Consider the following 15379-nt stretch of genomic DNA (forward strand, 5'->3'; position numbering starts at 1 on the left):
CACTTAAAAGCTTAAGAAATTGAACCGGGAGATGCCTCAGTGGGGACTGATGGTTCATGTCTTGAAGTCTTTCTCAGGAAAACATCTTGATCACGGATCACGACCTCGAATCGCGAAGGGTCGTAAGAGCTGTCTCGTACTTTAAGAATGGACAGCGTCCTGCTTAGTTCAGAGTGATTCTCACAGAACCGCATTAGCATCAGGTTGTCGACGATGCTCGAAAGGTCAGAGTTTGGCGCGCTTACTTCGGAGCCAAATAGATCGCGCATTTCCCAAGATGCAAATACCGTAACGCCTCTAGATCGCAGTTCGTTCATCAGTGCACTGAAGAAGTCAGTGATCCTTGCCGGATTTGTCGAAACTCGAGTCATACCGCTAAGGCTATCGATGAACAAGCGCTTGATGCCTTTTTCTCCAACTAGTCTCAGCAAACGTGCGCCCAGTCCGTCCAAAAGGCCTTCTGTAGTAGGCTGCCAGGCAATATTCAAAGCACCGCTGTCCTCCATTCCCTTGATATCGATACCCAGTGATAGGCCTTTGAGTCGCAGTCGCTGTGGACTTTCGTAGAAGCCAAAATGTAGCCCTGGCGCATCTACGGTCGATTCGGCCAGAAATTTGAGGCCCAGTGTTGTTTTACCAATCCCCGAGGGGCCGATTACTAGTGTCACACTGGAACTGTGCAGGCCTCCGCCCAAAATTTCGTCCAGCGTTACGATGCCACTGCCAATACGCGTCATATCGGCGCTGTCGGGGGATGATGGATGGCTATAGAGACTTTCAAGTCGTGGATAAACCACCAAGCCATTCTCGGTAATTTCACACTCGTGAAGACCGGTCATTGCGGAGCTGCCGCGAGTTTTACGAAGCTGAATTCGACGTACTGAACGAGTGCCATACAGCTCCTCGCCCATCTCAATGACGCCGTCTACCATGGTGTGCTCAGGGCTCCCATCGTCCAGGCGGGAGCTGGTAAGGAATAGCACTGTGCAACCAGCGAAAGCGGCGTGACCTTGTAATTCTGAAATAAATTTCTTGGTATCAATAGGCGAATCAGCTTTCGAACGTGCATTAAGCAAACCGTCTACGACCATCACCGTGGCTTTTTGGCGGCTAATTTCGCGTCGAAGCAGCTTTACTACCTCATCCAATCCTTCGTTTTCCAGGGTGTCAAAAGCACTCACAAACTGCATTTCAGCGCCGACCCTGGAGGAGTCGAAAAAGCTTAGGGTAGAAAGAAATTGAAAAAGACGGTCATGCGATTCAGCCAACAGCGTGGCGACCAGAACCCGCCCCCCGTTGTTCGCATGATGGAACCCAAGCTGGTTTGCGAGGATGGTTTTTCCAGACCCCGGGCGTCCTTGGATTATGTATGAAGCCCCCTCGACCAGCCCGCCCCTGAGCAGAGCATCGAGCCCTTCTATTCCGCTTTGAAGGCGTTTTAGCTTTTCCACAATGCGACCCTGATCCGAAAAACAATCTGTTTATACAAGTTAATGGAATGCTAACGCTAATTCTTCTTCGGAGCCATTCAGATGAGCGGAAAAGCTGGGGCGCCATCTCGCTCAAATCTGATAGGCACCAGGAGCGCGCTCCCTTGCAAAGATGATCCTTTTGAATCTGAATTTTTGTGGTTATTGTCACGTACCGATGACTCAAGGCTCGCTACTGTCTACACTGCGTGCTGCGCCCGAATTCTTCTTTTGGGTCCCGGGAGCGTCCAGTATGTCTTTCCAAAGCCGCAATAACGTAAGTGTAATGGGCGACGGCTCTGCAACGCTGATTTTTTCCCACGGTTTTGGTTGCGATCAAACCATGTGGTCTTATCTCGTCGATCATTTCACTAGCCGCTTTAAAGTCGTCCTCTATGACCTAGTCGGTGCCGGACAATCTGATCTGCGTGCTTACAATACGGAAAAATATAGCTCACTGGATGGTTACGCTCAGGATCTGATTCAAATCATCGAAGCTTTCACTACTGGACCAGTCATTCTGGTCGGTCACTCCGTCAGCGCCATGATTGGCGCTTTAGCTGATCGTAGTCTGCACGACCGCATTGTTGCTCACGTGATGATTGGCCCTTCGCCCTGCTATGTCGACTCGGGTGAGTACGTCGGAGGATTCAAACTCGATGACATCGAATCACTATTGCACACTCTGGACAGCAACTATCTCGGCTGGTCTAGCACCATGGCCCCGGTCATCATGGGGGCGCCGGGCCAACCTGCATTGGGCGAATCGCTAACGAACAGCTTCTGCCGAACTGACCCGGACATCGCGAAGCAATTTGCTCGAGTGACTTTCACGTCTGACAACCGCGCGGATGTAAATGGATTGATGACGCCGACCCTGATTCTGCAATCCACTGACGACTTCATCGCTCCCGTTGCTGTGGGCGAATATCTACACCAAGTGCTCCCTAATAGCACTCTGTGCTTGGTTGCGAACGTTGGTCACTGCCCGCACATGAGTGCCCCGAGTGCCTGCTCGGAAGCTATGGACACCTTCCTTTTACCTTGGATGGAAGGCGGCAATGGCAGCTGATACAGCGGTTCTACCCGATCCGCAGGCACTCTTTGAAGACGCACCTTGCGGCTTGGTCATCACCCAAGAAGATGGCTGCATCTTGCGTGCGAACCGGACCTTCAGCGCTTGGATAGGACGCGAGCCAATAGACTTGAATGGCTTGCGCTTTCAAGAGTTATTGACCATGGGTGGACGAATCTTTCACCAAACTCATTGGTCGCCGCTTATGCGCATGCAGGGTTCGGTGGCTGAGGTAAAGCTCGATCTAATCCATCAAGACAAAACAATTGTTTCAATGTTGCTAAATGGGGTACGTCGAGAGCATGCATCGGGGGTTTTTTACGAATTGGCATTGTTCTGTACCGCGGACAGGGACAAATACGAAATCGAGATTCTGAAAGCTCGACAACTGGCGGAAGATCTGCTGACGAAGAAATTGGCGGCTGATGCTGCTTTGTCGGAAGCACAGGTAAAGCTGAATGACGCTTATGAAAAATCACAACGAAGGGCGTTGTTTGCTGAGCAAATGGTGGCCATCGTCAGTCACGACCTAAAAAACCCGCTAACGGCCATCAAAATGGCTGCGGAAATTCTAGCTCGTAGGTTGCCCAAGGGCAGAGACACGATCATGCTTAGTCATATCAGTAATTCTGCGAATCGAGCGCATCGGATGATCGCGGACTTGTTGGATTTCGCACTAGCAAGAGTAGGCCGAGGGATATCAATATCGGCATCAACAATTGACTTGCACGCCGTAGCGGCTCAAAGCATTGCTGAATTAAGGATAGCCTTTCCTGATGCAACGCTCGACCATGAATCGTTTGGAACTGGAAACATGAACCTCGACGCCGATCGTATCCAACAAATCATTGGCAATCTGATCGCTAACAGTGTTGCTTACGGTGATATGCAACGACCGATAACCGTGACATCTCGAATTAGCAGCCGACAAGCTAGCTTATCAGTTCATAACTTTGGTCCAGTAATTTCTGATTCAGCGTTGCCTGGCCTTTTTGAACCAATGACGCGGGGATCAGAAAACGCCAGTGAACTGCGAAGCGTTGGGCTCGGCCTGTTTATCGTCCGAGAAATCGCCATGGCACATGGTGGTGATGTGTCGGTGGAATCTTCTCTTAAGAACGGCACCACCTTCACGGCAACTTTTCCGTTATTTTAACCTTAGATGAATACACGTATTGGTACCGTCAATGACTGATATGAAATACAAACATTGGTCAAATGGTTCATTAATGAATGTATGCTTTTGGCGGAAACCGCCTCTCAATCACGCGAAATCCAACTACGGCGACTCGGTTTTTTTAAATCTCTCCAACAACCTGAACGTGGATTTCAGTAATCCCAAACAGATTGACCTGTTCTAGAATCTCTTCAGCAGTCGAGGCTGCTGTCGGCATGACCAGGTTGTTTTCGCTATCTCCTAAATGTAGCTGTAGCAGATGCATAGCAGCATCGTGAACGACAAGCTCAGACTGCTTCAGTTTAATATTGTGAGTACGGGGCTCGCCGTTGAATAGATATTGGATCGCGTAGTAGCGGTTGCGCATGGATGCCCCTCGAACAATGATGACTTACAGATACCCTGACTTTCTAGTCAATTTTTAGTTCAAATAGACGGCTGGCATGCAGTTCGTCGAGCAGACCTCGCCAGATACAAATCACCCAATTACTGTGCATACATACAGCATCTGTACAGTGAATCTCCTTCCATGAATTTCGACCAAGCCAAATCCCTCCGGCTCCAGCGATGGTACGCGACTCTCAACGACCAGGACTTTCGCATGCAAAACCCTGAGGGCCACAGAAATACCCTTCGTGAGATGGCTGCGACGTTGCATGCTGAAGGACTGATCGATCGGCTTGAGCAGTTCGACATGAATGAAATGGCAGACTCTTCGTACTGGCACGCCGTCGAGGAGCTGCAGAACTCATCGGGCCAATATCGCGGCGCATCGACCTATGACGTCGTGCAGATCGACAACGGAGAGTTGTTGGGCACGATCAGTCGCTCCATCTTCGACTTCGCAACCACCGAGCCGCGCGACGCATCATCTTCCTATGAAGGCAAGGTTTATTCGGGCCCTGATGGGATATACCTGAATCTGGGGCTTTCCCGGAATGTCGGCACGATCACGGGGCTGATTTTGGAGATGCACGGGCGGCGGTACCAATTGATCGAGACGCAGCGAATGATCCGCGGCGTATGCCACAAACCCATCAACGACCCTGACGTTTACCGAGCGCTGGTTGATGTAGCGCAGATTGCCCAAGAGGACCGGGATATGCGCATCTTTGAAAAAGTGCGCCCTCACATCGAATCGGCCGTCTTCTGCACCTGCCCTGCTTGCCTCGATCGGTTTGACGCCCGTGACGACTGCCCGGCCTGCACCGGAAAAGGTTTTGTGACGAAGCCGGCGCCAGCGGGTCTACGCTGAAAGCTCACGCGAGGAACTGGCAATGTGCGGACGACTCTCCCAGTACAGCGGCATTCACGACTTCGTGGCGGCGCTGAGCATGCCGAATGCACTTGTCAACTCGACCGGGGATCAGCCCATCGAGCGGTATAACGCCCCGCCGACCACTCAACTTGTGCTCTTCCACCAGGACGGCCAGTTTCTGCACGCCGACATGATCCGGTGGGGATGGCGACCACACTGGGCCAAGGATCGCGCCGCACCGATCAATGCCAGGGTCGAGAAAGTCGCCCATGGCCCGTTTTTCCGCGCGATCTGGCCGCACCGGGCGATCATTGCGATCAACAACTGGTTCGAGTGGGTCGACGAACGAGGGCCGAAAAAGCAGCCCTACTTGATCAGGCATCGGGACCAGACGCCAATTCTCTGCGCCGCCATCGGCCAATACCCGAACGGGGAGCACGCGCCAAGCGAGCATGACGGCTTTGTGATCATCACCGCGGACAGTGCCGGCGGCATGGTCGATATTCACGATCGCCGGCCCGTGGTGCTAACCCCCGAGCTCGCCCGAGAATGGTTGGACCCGGGCACCCCGAAAGAACGCGCCGAACAGTTGGTGCTGCACCAAGGCGAGCCGACAGAAACGTTCGAATGGTTCAAGGTTGACCGGGCCGTGGGGAACGTCCGGAACCAAGGCCCGGATCTGATCAAGCCGGTCGATTGATCAGCGCTTCGATAGAGTTTTAAGACGCTCCACCAGCGCGGCTTCAAAAATGATGTACAGCCTTTCAGCATCGCCGGCACGCAAAGCCCCGCCGGTTTCCAGTCCAAGCACGAAACCGTCCGCCCGTGCCCCTGCCTTCACAGCGATGATCATCGAGTCGGCCCGGACAATTTGCGCCAGCAGTAGATCTGCTTCCCGCTGCATTTTTTCGCTCAGCACTACGCCTTCCACATTCGCCACCTTTAACTTCAGCGTGACATCCAATACATAACCGCAACCACGACCGTGACCCAGGTGAGCGTTATCAAAAAAGAGAGTCCAGCCAGTCGCTTATCCATGCAGATCACATCAACATTCAAACAAGAATGATGGTTCACGACTGATTGTCTCGCAAGAATGGCTCGGTGCCATTAGCGCTGCAACTCCCGTACATAGTCTTGGCAGGCCTGCAGCGCGATCAGTCCGCGATCGCCGGTGTCGGTGATGGCGATAATTCGTTGAGCATGCGCCGGGTCAAGTCGGGCTCGTACGGCTGCATGATCCACGCCGCCGGCGCCGGCGGTGGCAGGCATACCACAGCCTTTGGCAGTGTCGGTTGCGTCGAGGAGGACTGACAGCCGCAAATCAGAAGTGGCAAGGCGATCGCGCAGGCGATCCTGGTTCTTTTGAGCATCGGTCATTTTCTCGAAGTGGGTTTGCTCACTGGCCGCCAGCCGCTGCTCGAGCGCCAGACGCTTGTCCTGCTCGACCTGCTGCGCGGTGGCAGCGGCTTGGGTCAGTTGATTGAGGGTTTCGGCGTGCTGCCGCGCCTGCTCAGCCAGTTGGCGGCCGTAGCGCCATTCCTGAAACTGCCAGGCGTTGCCGGCACCGAACAGCACCAGCACAACCGCGCAGACCGTCTTCCAAGGAACGACCATCACGGCACATCCTTGAAGAAGACGTGCCCGCCCAATTTCAGGGTCTGCTTTGCCTTCGCCGCCCAGACAGGCGCCTTGATGCTGGTGGCGTAGTAATGAGTCGCGCCGCCGGTGGGATCTTGCACCTTACCGTCGATCACCTGGTCAGCAGCGATCCGACATTGCGCCAGCTCGCGGAATGGGATCTCCTTCACCCCGATCAGGAACTGATAGTTCGGGTCGGTCTTGTTCCAGCAGCTGAACTGGTAAGGCTTTTGGCACACGCCGGCGTAGCCCTCGCCCCACCACGAATTGGTCTTTCCATCGAACACGCGATTGCGGATCGCCCAGGCCACGGCGATCTGGCCGGCCGTGCCTTCGCCGCGCGCCTCTCCCCACAGCGTACGGGCGAGGACGTCGCGGTCTTTCTCAGTTGCAGTCATCACTTTCTCCAGGCAATAAAAAACCGCCTCGCGGGCGGTGTTGGTGGACAATCAGGTCAGGCAGGCGGACTTGGCCAAGTCACCTCGTTAGGCCAGCCGGGCTGCTTATCAATGCGGTTGAGGTCGACCACGTACTTTTTCCACTCATTCAGTTGGGCGGCTTCGGTCTCTTCGGCAATGTCCAGATCGACGGCGTACTGCAGCGGTGCGATGGCAGCCAGCGCTACGCTTCTGAGCTCAGCCCGCACCTGGTACTGACCCTCGGCAGTGATTACGGGCGGCGCCCCTGTGTCTACCCAGTCGCCAGCAGACCACTCGCCATTGCTGTCCCGTGACGCGCCTTGATACTGGGCCTTAAAAAAGCCATCTCCGACGAGCGTCCGTGTCCAGTGCTCTGGCAGCACCGTTTTGCGGCGAATAACTGCGACGGACTCGCCATCGACGATCTCAACTTCCGGTGTGTCGACGAGATAAATCGAGGTTGTGCCGACGATCACATCGCCGATATAGAAGCCGGCAGCGTCAAGCTGATTGATTTTGATCATGAGAGAGGTACCCAAAAGCTGCCGGCAATTGAACCGGCAATATTGCTGGTAGTGACACTCCCGTCCGCCGCGAAAAAGATGCTCGGCGAAGCCTGGCCACTCACGGGGATCGATCTGACCGGCACCACCACGGGGGCTGCCGGCCTGTAACCGACTGGCATGGTCCAAAGAAGCGTGCCGTTGGCGGTGGTGCCGCCGCTGATGTAGAACTGGCACTCAATGTGCCCCAGCACAATCCTGTAGACCACCCGGTAACCGGCCACTACCGACCAGCCATTCTGCAGGGTGGCAGGAATCCATGGTGTGGTCCCCACGGTGTACTCCGTGTAGAGCTGGCCAAGATCCGTTGAATCGACCGCCGCCCGCAGGAAGCCTCCCGTGGTCCAGCCAATCTTCACCTGATTCCCAGTCTGACCGGGGCCGGTACCCATCTGCACCGGGGCGTACCCCGCGTTTGCCAGCACGACGAGGTTCGCAACCGAGGAGGCTCCAGCCAGATCGGTCAATTTTCCTGAGAGGGGCTGCTTATTGGGAATGGACGCGATCAGGTCGCCGAAGTTATTCACCAGCGCCCTGAGCGCATCGGCCGAGTCCTTCACATAGCCCTGCATCGGTGCGAGCGCGTAACTGCCGCCGGCGGCGGTCGCACCCTTGTAAGGCGGTGAAATGGACAGCGCTGTATCGCTGGCAATGTTGGTAACCTCATACCAGCCGCCATCCGGGCCGCGGAATGCATCGCCGACTCGGCCATTGGAAATGAAGGCAGTGCCGGAACCGATCACCGCGTTGGAATTTTGGGTGACAGAGACCGTTCCCGATTTATACCAGGGCATATTCTTTTCCTAAGAATGATATTAGGCAGCGATTTTCGCAAACAGCGCGGGAAGCCAAAAGGCGTAAGGATTGGAGAAACCAATAGTCACTGCATATAAAATTTTATTGGGAAAATCCCACCACGTATAAAGAGACCGCCCGATACCATCGTCATTGGTCATACGCATATTGAATGAATTACCTAGAATATACTCATTCTCAGGAAACTCGAATTTCACAGTATAGTAATTCACATACTCACCCTGCGGCTTTCGGCTGGTTGTAACATAAGTCCAGTTCTGAAATGCTCGGGTAAAAAGGACATTTGGCGTGCCAGAGTCGAATATGACTTCACCTGAAGCCGAAAACAATCTTAGGCCGTAATCGGCTACAGGTTGAGCGCTGAAGGAAGCCACGATATATCTGCCATTTGGGTAGAACCCCACCTGATCGTACATGCCGGTTAGAAATCCCGTCCAATTGCCTGGAGTACCCTGAACAGACGCGGCCACCCCCATTTTCAGTATCCCGTTGACAGTATCCGGCCTAATAAAGATTAAAGGAGGCTCCTGAGTTGTTATCGGTGCAGGAAATGTGACTAGCGCCCCAAAATTTCCGGGACCAAAGTTCGGAACATAACGCCCGCTATAAATAACGCAAAGCCTTGCATACTCTGAATCAAGAATAACAACACCATCATTATTAGAAAAACTTAGTCCATAATCCATCATCGAAACCTTGATACAAAAAGACGCATCGTTCCACTAGCAGTGTAGCTGGCGTCGAATGTGCGCGTGTAATTATATACTCTGGCAACCCCATCCAACATTTCCGTCTCAAACTGACGCTGTCCGGAAGTTACAGGTCCCGCAGGCAGAACAAATGCAATAGAGTTGCTCGGATTACAACCGGGCACCAAAAAGTCCTGTATCCCTTTTACGGAATTGAAAGTCACCAAAGTAGACAAGACGAGCCTGAGCGTGAACGAGTTTTCATCAAGCTGGAGCGCCCCATCGGCGCCCCAGATTCGCATCCCATAAGCCATTGATTACCCCAGATAGCCGAGACGCACACGCAACACATTGTTGGCGTCGTAGACAGAGACGTTGAGAGAGTTGATCACCAACCGCCCCTGCCCTGGCACAATGCCGTTGATCTCGAGTGTGCCGTCTTTGTTGAGAATCCAGCCTTGCTGGCCGGCAATGTAGTTGGTGGAGCTGATGTAACTGCCGATCTTGGCGTTGGTGATTGTCCCGTCGAGGATGAACGCGGACTGCAAAAAAGCTTGGCCGTTCTGAACCGCAAACGGAACGGACAAATTGCCGTTGATTCCATTTACGATGGCGAAACGATCAGCGCTCACCAAGAATTGGCTTTGAAGCCCTGCCCCAGTGTTCTCGATCCCTAAGCCGATGCCAGCCGCGACGTACTGTCCCTGGGCATTTACCTGCATCTTCACCGACCACATCGTGGTCAGTTTCCCTGCCGTGTCCGCGTAGGCGGTCGAGGTCTGCTGAATCTGCGCGGTGTTCTGCCCAACGGAGGCGGTTAACTGATCGATCTTCGTCGACGTCGCCGAGTTGGTGGTGGTGACCACGCGATCAAGCTCGGTGATGGTCGCCTCGTTGCGCCCAACTCGCGCGTCCAGCGTCACCTGGCGCTGTGCCATCGCTTCATTATCAGACGCCCGCACCTTGCTTTCTGCTGCGATCGCAGCGGTGCTATTCCAACCCTTCAAAGCATCAGCAAGGTCGCCTTCCCCGCTATCGTCCCGAGAAGATGCCCGCAGCGCCTCGAATGACGTTGCTGTGGCCGTTACGGCGCCGTCGAGTTCGGTGATATCGACGGTATTGGTCGCCACCTGCTGGGCAAGGCCGTTTGCCGTTTCCACGGTCTGGCCAACATCGAGCCAGTAGGCAGGATTCGGCGGTGGCGTCTCTTTCGGTACCGGGCCAGTGGCCTGATAGATGCGTTTGCCCTGCACTACCAGGTCGTACTCCACGTAGGTGGCTTCTGGGTCGTAACCTTTCAGCCCATCCAGCGCATCGATCTGCGCCTGCAGGCCGGGGATCTTCTCGATTTCCTTGAGCAGATCCTCGCCGAGCTCCGTCTCGGTGATCTTGCCGGCGATCATTTCCAGAATGTCCCCAGCGTTCGAGCTGGACTGACCTTGTACGCCCAAGCCGATCGGGTGCCACGGCCCGATGTTGCCGATCTTGTCGACGATCCGTCCCCAAAAGTAGAACGTCACGCCAGCAGCAAGTCCAAGCATTGAGAAATCGCTTTGTGGATAGGCCAGGTCGGTCAGCTTGGTGGCAGCCTCGAGACTGGTGGTCGGGCCATACCAGATTTCAGTCCGCTGGCTGTCTCCAGCGCCAGCGGGGAAACCCCACTTCAGGTAGATGCCGAACAGCAGCGGTGTGGCCGTCAGGTAGCTGAGCGCCGGCGGCAGACCTTCCTTCCCTTTCAGGTTGGTCAGGATCGAGTTACGCCATTGCGACGAGATGTCGAACGCACTTACCGCACGCACCCGGGCCACGTAGGCGCCAGCGTAGATACCGACCACGTCCACGTTGGTCATGCCGGTGCGCTGCACCTTGATCCAGTTGCCGCTATCCTTGCGCCATTCGACGTCATAGCCCACAGCGCCATCCACCGCGGGCCAACTGATGGTCATGGTGGCCACGGCCAGTCCCTGCACCACCGACGACGTTGATGTGAGGGACACGCTCGCCGGCGCGGGTACGACCGTGATCGGGATCACGCTGATCGGCCGATCCTCCAAACGCGCACCGGTGTCGATATAGGCGAATTTGCTCGGCTCGAATTGCAGCGCGCTGATCTCGAAGTCACCTTCGGTCGTGCGCTTGGTGCGCAGCACGCGGTACAGCGGGATTGCCAGGTCATCGGCGTCGAGCGCCCATTGCAGTTGCGCGACCGGCGGCTCGCTGTAAGCGACGGTCACGGTGACGTCACGGCCGTTGACGCTTTGCACAGTGCGCCCTTCGGCGCGGCCGCCCGGAAGGTTGATGATCAATCGATCACCGGCCTTGGCCAGGGTATCGCGATCGAGCGTGATCACGCGGCCAGCCGCTGACGAGATCCGCCCGCCGACCTCCCGCCCGGCCAGCAGCGAGTCCGCCACCGGGATGATGTGGCCCGGCAGTGGAATCACGCCCTCCATGCCGGTCTTGAACGACACGGTGCGGTCTTGGTTGTTGCTCAAGATCGCCCACTTGCCGCGGCGCTGGGCCTCGGAGGCGCGGGTGCAGCCAATGGCGCTCAGCTCGGTGGGCCGGTCGCCGTAGCGGCGCTGCAGATCCAGATCCGCAAACGGAATGACGTCGGTGTCGTAGTTGTTCGCTGGGTTGTCGTAGCTCACCAGCGCCCGGGTGAAGCGAGTCTTCGCCGAGGCGCTGCCGTACGAAAATTTGCCGTCGATCACGTTGGCCCGGGTGAAGACGTAGTCGAAGTCCTGCGCGCGCGGCATGTCGGCCTGCATCACCAGCTGGCCTTGCGCCCAGTAGGTCATGCCCCGGTAAATCGCCGAGATGTCGCGCAGCAACGACCAGGCATCAGCCTTGCCCTGCAGGTTCATGTCGCAGAGGAAGCGCGGTTCCTGTCCGCCCAAACCGTTCGGTACCATCTGGTCGCAATACTGGGCGATCCGGTACAGCTCCCACTTGTCGACCATGAACGGCTTGATACGCTTGCCCAGGCCGAAACGGTCTTCGGTGCAGATGCCGTAGGTGATCCATGCCGGGTTGTTGGTCCAGGCCGATTTCATCGAGCCGTCCCACGTCCCGGTGTAGGTCCGGGAGATCGGGTCATAGTTACTCGGCACCATCCAGCGCCGGGCCTTGCACTTCACGGTCACCGCCGGGATGTTGGTGAACTGCTCGGCGTCGAACTCAATGTAGAGCAGCGCAGTGTTCGGGTAGCGCAGCTTGGCGTCGATCACTTCCGTGTAGCCGGCCACCAGCATGGTGTCGGCAACCTTGTTGCTGTTCTGGTTCGGCGTCAGACGGCGCACGCGGATCTGCCAGCCCGTGGTGGCAGCCGGCAGGTCGATGCGGCGCGAGCGCTCGTAGCGCGTGGTGGTCTTGCCGTCGACGGCGTCCACCAGCACTTGCTGATAGGCACCGCCGTCGGTGGCAACGTCGATCGCGTATTCGATGCGGTAACCGCCGACGTTACCCTGGTCATCAGACCGTTGCAGCGCTGGCCACGCCAACCGCATGCGCACGGCGGAAAGCTGAGTGTTGGTGATCGATCGCACCCACCGCGAGTCGCCGCGCAGTTCAATGTTCAGTGAAGTCTCGTTCTCTACGGACGGGATGCCCGGGATGTAGGTCTGATCCACCGAGCCCGGGCGCCAGTCCCACTTCACGTTCGGGAAGTTGTAGTTGCCGCTGGCATCGCGGATCGGCGTGTTGTCCAGGTAGATGTCGTAGTCGGTCGGAATGCCGTCGAACTCGCCCTCGCCCACGGCGATCAGAAGTTTTGCAAGGTTGGTCGAGCGCAGGCTGTCCCTGGCTTCGACCGGCGACTTCGGCTTGCTGCTGCCGCCCTTCTCGCCGTGGATCTCGATCTGTTGCGCTGCGCCCATGCTTTCCTCCAGGCATAAAAAAGCCGCCAATAGGCGGTGTGGGTGTCCATACAGCGTGGATGAAATGCCAGTGGCGACCACGCGCTGTGGAGTAGTAATTTCCTGACCTCTCACAACCAAGGAGCGGTCATGTCAATTAGAAGTCTCGCGAAGAATTTGCCGAAAGATCCGGACAACTCAGGCTGGGTGCTTGGCTGGGGCGTTATTCAGTCAAAACCTTGGAAGTTCGTCGACATCTACGCATCTAAGGATGCTGCTGAAGCCGAAGTTGCGAATCGCGGAACTGGATATCAGGTGGAGTACGGCTCTCATGAGCTGGGTACAGACAACTTCATGGGTGGAATTCAGCCATAGCGCCAGGATGTTGCACGCTGAATTCAATCTTGCAGTTACCAGAAATCAGCGAGGCGGTTAGCCCGGGCTTGCCCCGGTAGGTGCGCGAGAAGCCATCTGCCGAAGAGCATTTCCCAGCGAATCGAAGGCGGTCGATTTCCAGGCCCTGAGACGTAACGGCGACGATCGCTTCGTCGCCGCAAACCGCTCCATTCTCGATTCGATACAGGTCGCGAACGGTGATCTGGTAGGTCGAACTGTTAGTCATGCTTTGTCCTCAGCCAGGATCGAGGCCGAGATGATCATCCCGCCCCACCGGCGCTCACCGATGCAGATCGGGACCGGGTTGCCGCTGGCCGTGGTGTTCTTGGCGCTGCCGAAGGCGTAGGACGGGGCGTTTTCAGGGGATGCGCTCTGTTTCAGGCCTGAGGCTTGGGGGCTGAGCATTTGGATCACGCCGCCAATCGCCATCGACGCACCGGCCGCATACAAAAAAGGTGATGCGGCGGCAAACGGAGTGAAAGACAGCACATACGCTGCGGCGATCATGACTGTGCCGACGATGGTCTGTAACCCACCGGCACGCTTGCTGCCACCAATCACTGGAACAATGCGGATTTCCCGTGTGCCGCCGAGATCGAATCCGTCCATCCCAATGTTCGCGCGGTTCCGGAAAATCGCAAACTTCAGCCCAAGGCGCTCCAGCCGCTTAATTTCCTCGGCAAAGCCATCAATCGTCGCATTGAGCGCGCGGAAAACCTCGCCGGCCGACCCTCCGTCGAGAAGGAATTGCTTGCTTCGAAAGAACTTCTTAGCGAGCGAACCGGACAGCATCACTTTCGTCATCGGTGTGTAGGTAATTGCTGAGCACATGCCATTCTCCAGGCAATAAAAAACCGCCCGGAGGCGGTCTGTTCAAAGGGTCGTTGGCAGTATGTCGATCTGCCCATCGCCCCCGGTGAAAACTCGATATTTCTTGATCGCGCCGTCTTTCACGATCGCTTCCCGCTCCACTCGCGCAGCCCCCATGGAGCAGATGCCAGAGCCGGTGTAAGCCGCGCCAACTGAGACTGAATCAGGCGGCAGATAGAACGATGCCTTCTGGCCCGGCTCAAGCTTGGCGGCCTGTTTGCCATCGATAAAAACCGCCATCGCGCAAAGGCTCCCGGTCTGCCCAGAGTCACGGATCACTTGCAGTGTGCCATATGCCCCTGACGGCTTGACCTGGTATGCCGACAGCTGACTAGCCGGCGCCTGCTTGGCCTCACTGGAAGGCGTTGGCGAAGTCGCACACCCCGCAAACAGCGCTACCGCCAATGCTCCTATCAAAATCCGCATATTTACTCCTTGTGCTCTCGTACTGTGAAGGTGAAGAAATAGAACGAGATTTTTTCGTTCTCAATATCCCTCAGCTCGTACCTGATTCTATCCAGACCATCGTCAATGCGAGTCACAACGAGGTCCATGAATTGGGTCAGTCCGCCACCGAAACTGCTTAGGTTAAGGGTGCTGACGTCATGAAAAACAGCCGTTACACCCTCTGTTTCTGGGTCTTCGGAGGACGACATAGTCAAGGTGACGTCGTATTTGAAATCCACCATTTCGAGCTTCATCGAAGCTACGCAATTGTGCTCGAAAAAGAGTTCGTTTAAGCGAGACAGGCTGCACATTTTCTAGATCCAAAATTCAGCGCTGGTCGATTTCAATTTTCTGTGTTGGATCAGGATTGTACTTCTGCCGCTTCAACTGAGGATCACCGGCTGCCAAGCAGAAAAAATAGATCTCCGCTTCGCCGCAGCCGCCATGCAACGCACATTCACTTGCCTGCATGTGATCGAGCAGGATTTCACGCCCCTGTGAGGCGCAAAAAACATTCGCCTCTTTCAGGGCCTGCCCTTTCGCGGAGGCAGGGCCACCGAAAGGCACTCGAGTCGAAATCGTGTAGGTGTCGGGTCCAACTTTTATCGGCCCGCTATCAGAGCAACCCGCCAATAGCGCAAATGCCAGCACTCCTACGATCAGCTTCATGCAGGTCACTCCTGTGGGAAATGGCCCACGATA

General features: G+C 55.9%; 18 protein-coding genes and 1 pseudogene. 5 read left to right on the forward strand and 14 right to left on the reverse strand.

Annotated features, from left to right (window positions below):
• Positions 1 to 11: 11 nt before the first annotated feature.
• Positions 12 to 1454 (reverse strand): ATPase domain-containing protein, encoded by a 1443-nt coding sequence (locus tag AC1UK9_RS17780; RefSeq protein WP_482580491.1) that lies wholly within the window; start codon positions 1452 to 1454, stop codon positions 12 to 14.
• 268 nt (positions 1455 to 1722) lie between these two features.
• Between AC1UK9_RS17780 and AC1UK9_RS17785 the strand changes: the two genes are divergently transcribed.
• Together AC1UK9_RS17785 and AC1UK9_RS17790 are read left to right on the forward strand one after the other, a co-directional pair.
• Positions 1723 to 2541 (forward strand): alpha/beta fold hydrolase, encoded by an 819-nt coding sequence (locus AC1UK9_RS17785; RefSeq protein ID WP_482578160.1) that lies wholly within the window; start codon positions 1723 to 1725, stop codon positions 2539 to 2541.
• Entirely contained in the window at positions 2531 to 3700 is a 1170-nt protein-coding gene (locus AC1UK9_RS17790) for a PAS domain-containing sensor histidine kinase (RefSeq protein WP_482578161.1), read from the forward strand. Before AC1UK9_RS17785 ends, AC1UK9_RS17790 begins: the two co-directional genes overlap by 11 nt.
• Before the next feature lie 142 nt (positions 3701 to 3842).
• On the opposite strand, the gene AC1UK9_RS17795 is transcribed toward AC1UK9_RS17790, so the two are convergent.
• Complete coding sequence (locus AC1UK9_RS17795; protein ID WP_482578162.1) at positions 3843 to 4088, reverse strand: hypothetical protein; 246 nt, start codon at positions 4086 to 4088, stop codon at positions 3843 to 3845.
• Between the two features lie 162 nt (positions 4089 to 4250).
• On the opposite strand from AC1UK9_RS17795, the gene AC1UK9_RS17800 reads away from it, so the two are divergent.
• Together AC1UK9_RS17800 and AC1UK9_RS17805 are read left to right on the forward strand one after the other, a co-directional pair.
• The gene (locus tag AC1UK9_RS17800; RefSeq protein WP_482578163.1) at positions 4251 to 4976 is read left to right on the forward strand and encodes a hypothetical protein; all 726 of its coding nucleotides are present in this window, start codon (positions 4251 to 4253) and stop codon (positions 4974 to 4976) included.
• A 22-nt stretch (positions 4977 to 4998) separates the two neighbouring features.
• Positions 4999 to 5679, forward strand: coding sequence for an SOS response-associated peptidase family protein (locus AC1UK9_RS17805; RefSeq protein ID WP_482578164.1), 681 nt, complete (start codon positions 4999 to 5001; stop codon positions 5677 to 5679).
• Here the strand turns inward: AC1UK9_RS17805 and AC1UK9_RS17810 are convergent, their stop codons facing one another.
• The 8 genes and pseudogenes from AC1UK9_RS17810 to AC1UK9_RS17845 all read right to left on the reverse strand — a co-directional run bounded on the left by AC1UK9_RS17810 (position 5680) and on the right by AC1UK9_RS17845 (position 12985).
• On the reverse strand, positions 5680 to 5910 hold the full coding sequence (locus AC1UK9_RS17810) for a hypothetical protein (RefSeq protein ID WP_482580492.1): 231 nt from the start codon (positions 5908 to 5910) through the stop codon (positions 5680 to 5682).
• A gap of 179 nt (positions 5911 to 6089) precedes the next feature.
• Positions 6090 to 6596 carry a lysis system i-spanin subunit Rz gene (locus AC1UK9_RS17815; RefSeq protein ID WP_482578165.1) on the reverse strand — a complete coding sequence of 169 codons (507 nt, stop codon included), beginning with the start codon at positions 6594 to 6596 and terminating at the stop codon, positions 6090 to 6092.
• Positions 6596 to 7018: a cell wall hydrolase gene (locus AC1UK9_RS17820; RefSeq protein WP_482578166.1), complete on the reverse strand. Its 423-nt coding sequence runs from the start codon at positions 7016 to 7018 to the stop codon at positions 6596 to 6598. Before AC1UK9_RS17820 ends, AC1UK9_RS17815 begins: the two co-directional genes overlap by 1 nt.
• 56 nt (positions 7019 to 7074) lie before the next feature.
• Positions 7075 to 7563: a tail fiber assembly protein gene (locus AC1UK9_RS17825; RefSeq protein WP_482578167.1), complete on the reverse strand. Its 489-nt coding sequence runs from the start codon at positions 7561 to 7563 to the stop codon at positions 7075 to 7077.
• 533 nt (positions 7564 to 8096) lie between these two features.
• Positions 8097 to 8396, reverse strand: a pseudogene (locus AC1UK9_RS17830) (tail fiber domain-containing protein); the annotation flags it as partial.
• 21 nt (positions 8397 to 8417) lie between these two features.
• Positions 8418 to 9104: a hypothetical protein gene (locus AC1UK9_RS17835; RefSeq protein WP_482578168.1), complete on the reverse strand. Its 687-nt coding sequence runs from the start codon at positions 9102 to 9104 to the stop codon at positions 8418 to 8420.
• Positions 9104 to 9409, reverse strand: a complete 306-nt coding sequence (locus tag AC1UK9_RS17840; protein WP_482580493.1) for a hypothetical protein — start codon at positions 9407 to 9409, stop codon at positions 9104 to 9106. The genes AC1UK9_RS17835 and AC1UK9_RS17840 overlap by 1 nt, the downstream gene beginning before the upstream one ends.
• Before the next feature lie 15 nt (positions 9410 to 9424).
• Entirely contained in the window at positions 9425 to 12985 is a 3561-nt protein-coding gene (locus AC1UK9_RS17845; RefSeq protein ID WP_482578169.1) for a TipJ family phage tail tip protein, read from the reverse strand.
• Between the two features lie 129 nt (positions 12986 to 13114).
• Here AC1UK9_RS17845 and AC1UK9_RS17850 point away from each other — a divergent pair, with 129 nt between their 5' ends.
• Positions 13115 to 13339, forward strand: a complete 225-nt coding sequence (locus tag AC1UK9_RS17850) for a hypothetical protein (protein ID WP_198760385.1) — start codon at positions 13115 to 13117, stop codon at positions 13337 to 13339.
• Here the strand turns inward: AC1UK9_RS17850 and AC1UK9_RS17855 are convergent.
• From AC1UK9_RS17855 to AC1UK9_RS17870, 4 genes are all read right to left on the reverse strand, one after another.
• The gene (locus AC1UK9_RS17855; RefSeq protein ID WP_482578170.1) at positions 13317 to 13586 is read right to left on the reverse strand and encodes a hypothetical protein; all 270 of its coding nucleotides are present in this window, start codon (positions 13584 to 13586) and stop codon (positions 13317 to 13319) included. The genes AC1UK9_RS17850 and AC1UK9_RS17855 overlap by 23 nt on opposite strands.
• A complete protein-coding gene (locus AC1UK9_RS17860; RefSeq protein WP_482578171.1) occupies positions 13583 to 14191 on the reverse strand; it encodes a tail assembly protein in 609 nt (202 codons plus the stop codon). Before AC1UK9_RS17860 ends, AC1UK9_RS17855 begins: the two co-directional genes overlap by 4 nt.
• Positions 14192 to 14233: 42 nt before the next feature.
• A complete protein-coding gene (locus AC1UK9_RS17865) occupies positions 14234 to 14656 on the reverse strand; it encodes a hypothetical protein (RefSeq protein ID WP_482578172.1) in 423 nt (140 codons plus the stop codon).
• A 348-nt stretch (positions 14657 to 15004) separates the two neighbouring features.
• On the reverse strand, positions 15005 to 15346 hold the full coding sequence (locus AC1UK9_RS17870) for a hypothetical protein (RefSeq protein WP_482578173.1): 342 nt from the start codon (positions 15344 to 15346) through the stop codon (positions 15005 to 15007).
• Positions 15347 to 15379 lie beyond the last annotated feature (33 nt).

Source organism: Pseudomonas sp. AK-TSAG1-1, from assembly GCF_056821665.1.

Excerpts from the sequence above, each read along its gene's own strand:
- AC1UK9_RS17785 (WP_482578160.1), top strand. The coding sequence starts at position 1,723 with ATGTCTTTCCAAAGCCGCAATAACGTAAGTGTAATGGGCGACGGCTCT.
- AC1UK9_RS17790 (WP_482578161.1), top strand. The coding sequence starts at position 2,531 with ATGGCAGCTGATACAGCGGTTCTACCCGATCCGCAGGCACTCTTTGAA.
- AC1UK9_RS17795 (WP_482578162.1), bottom strand. The coding sequence starts at position 4,088 with ATGCGCAACCGCTACTACGCGATCCAATATCTATTCAACGGCGAGCCC.
- AC1UK9_RS17800 (WP_482578163.1), top strand. The coding sequence starts at position 4,251 with ATGAATTTCGACCAAGCCAAATCCCTCCGGCTCCAGCGATGGTACGCG.
- AC1UK9_RS17805 (WP_482578164.1), top strand. The coding sequence starts at position 4,999 with ATGTGCGGACGACTCTCCCAGTACAGCGGCATTCACGACTTCGTGGCG.
- AC1UK9_RS17815 (WP_482578165.1), bottom strand. The coding sequence starts at position 6,596 with ATGGTCGTTCCTTGGAAGACGGTCTGCGCGGTTGTGCTGGTGCTGTTC.
- AC1UK9_RS17820 (WP_482578166.1), bottom strand. The coding sequence starts at position 7,018 with ATGACTGCAACTGAGAAAGACCGCGACGTCCTCGCCCGTACGCTGTGG.
- AC1UK9_RS17825 (WP_482578167.1), bottom strand. The coding sequence starts at position 7,563 with ATGATCAAAATCAATCAGCTTGACGCTGCCGGCTTCTATATCGGCGAT.
- AC1UK9_RS17835 (WP_482578168.1), bottom strand. The coding sequence starts at position 9,104 with ATGGATTATGGACTAAGTTTTTCTAATAATGATGGTGTTGTTATTCTT.
- AC1UK9_RS17840 (WP_482580493.1), bottom strand. The coding sequence starts at position 9,409 with ATGCGAATCTGGGGCGCCGATGGGGCGCTCCAGCTTGATGAAAACTCG.
- AC1UK9_RS17845 (WP_482578169.1), bottom strand. The coding sequence starts at position 12,985 with ATGGGCGCAGCGCAACAGATCGAGATCCACGGCGAGAAGGGCGGCAGC.
- AC1UK9_RS17850 (WP_198760385.1), top strand. The coding sequence starts at position 13,115 with ATGTCAATTAGAAGTCTCGCGAAGAATTTGCCGAAAGATCCGGACAAC.
- AC1UK9_RS17855 (WP_482578170.1), bottom strand. The coding sequence starts at position 13,586 with ATGACTAACAGTTCGACCTACCAGATCACCGTTCGCGACCTGTATCGA.
- AC1UK9_RS17860 (WP_482578171.1), bottom strand. The coding sequence starts at position 14,191 with ATGTGCTCAGCAATTACCTACACACCGATGACGAAAGTGATGCTGTCC.
- AC1UK9_RS17865 (WP_482578172.1), bottom strand. The coding sequence starts at position 14,656 with ATGCGGATTTTGATAGGAGCATTGGCGGTAGCGCTGTTTGCGGGGTGT.
- AC1UK9_RS17870 (WP_482578173.1), bottom strand. The coding sequence starts at position 15,346 with ATGAAGCTGATCGTAGGAGTGCTGGCATTTGCGCTATTGGCGGGTTGC.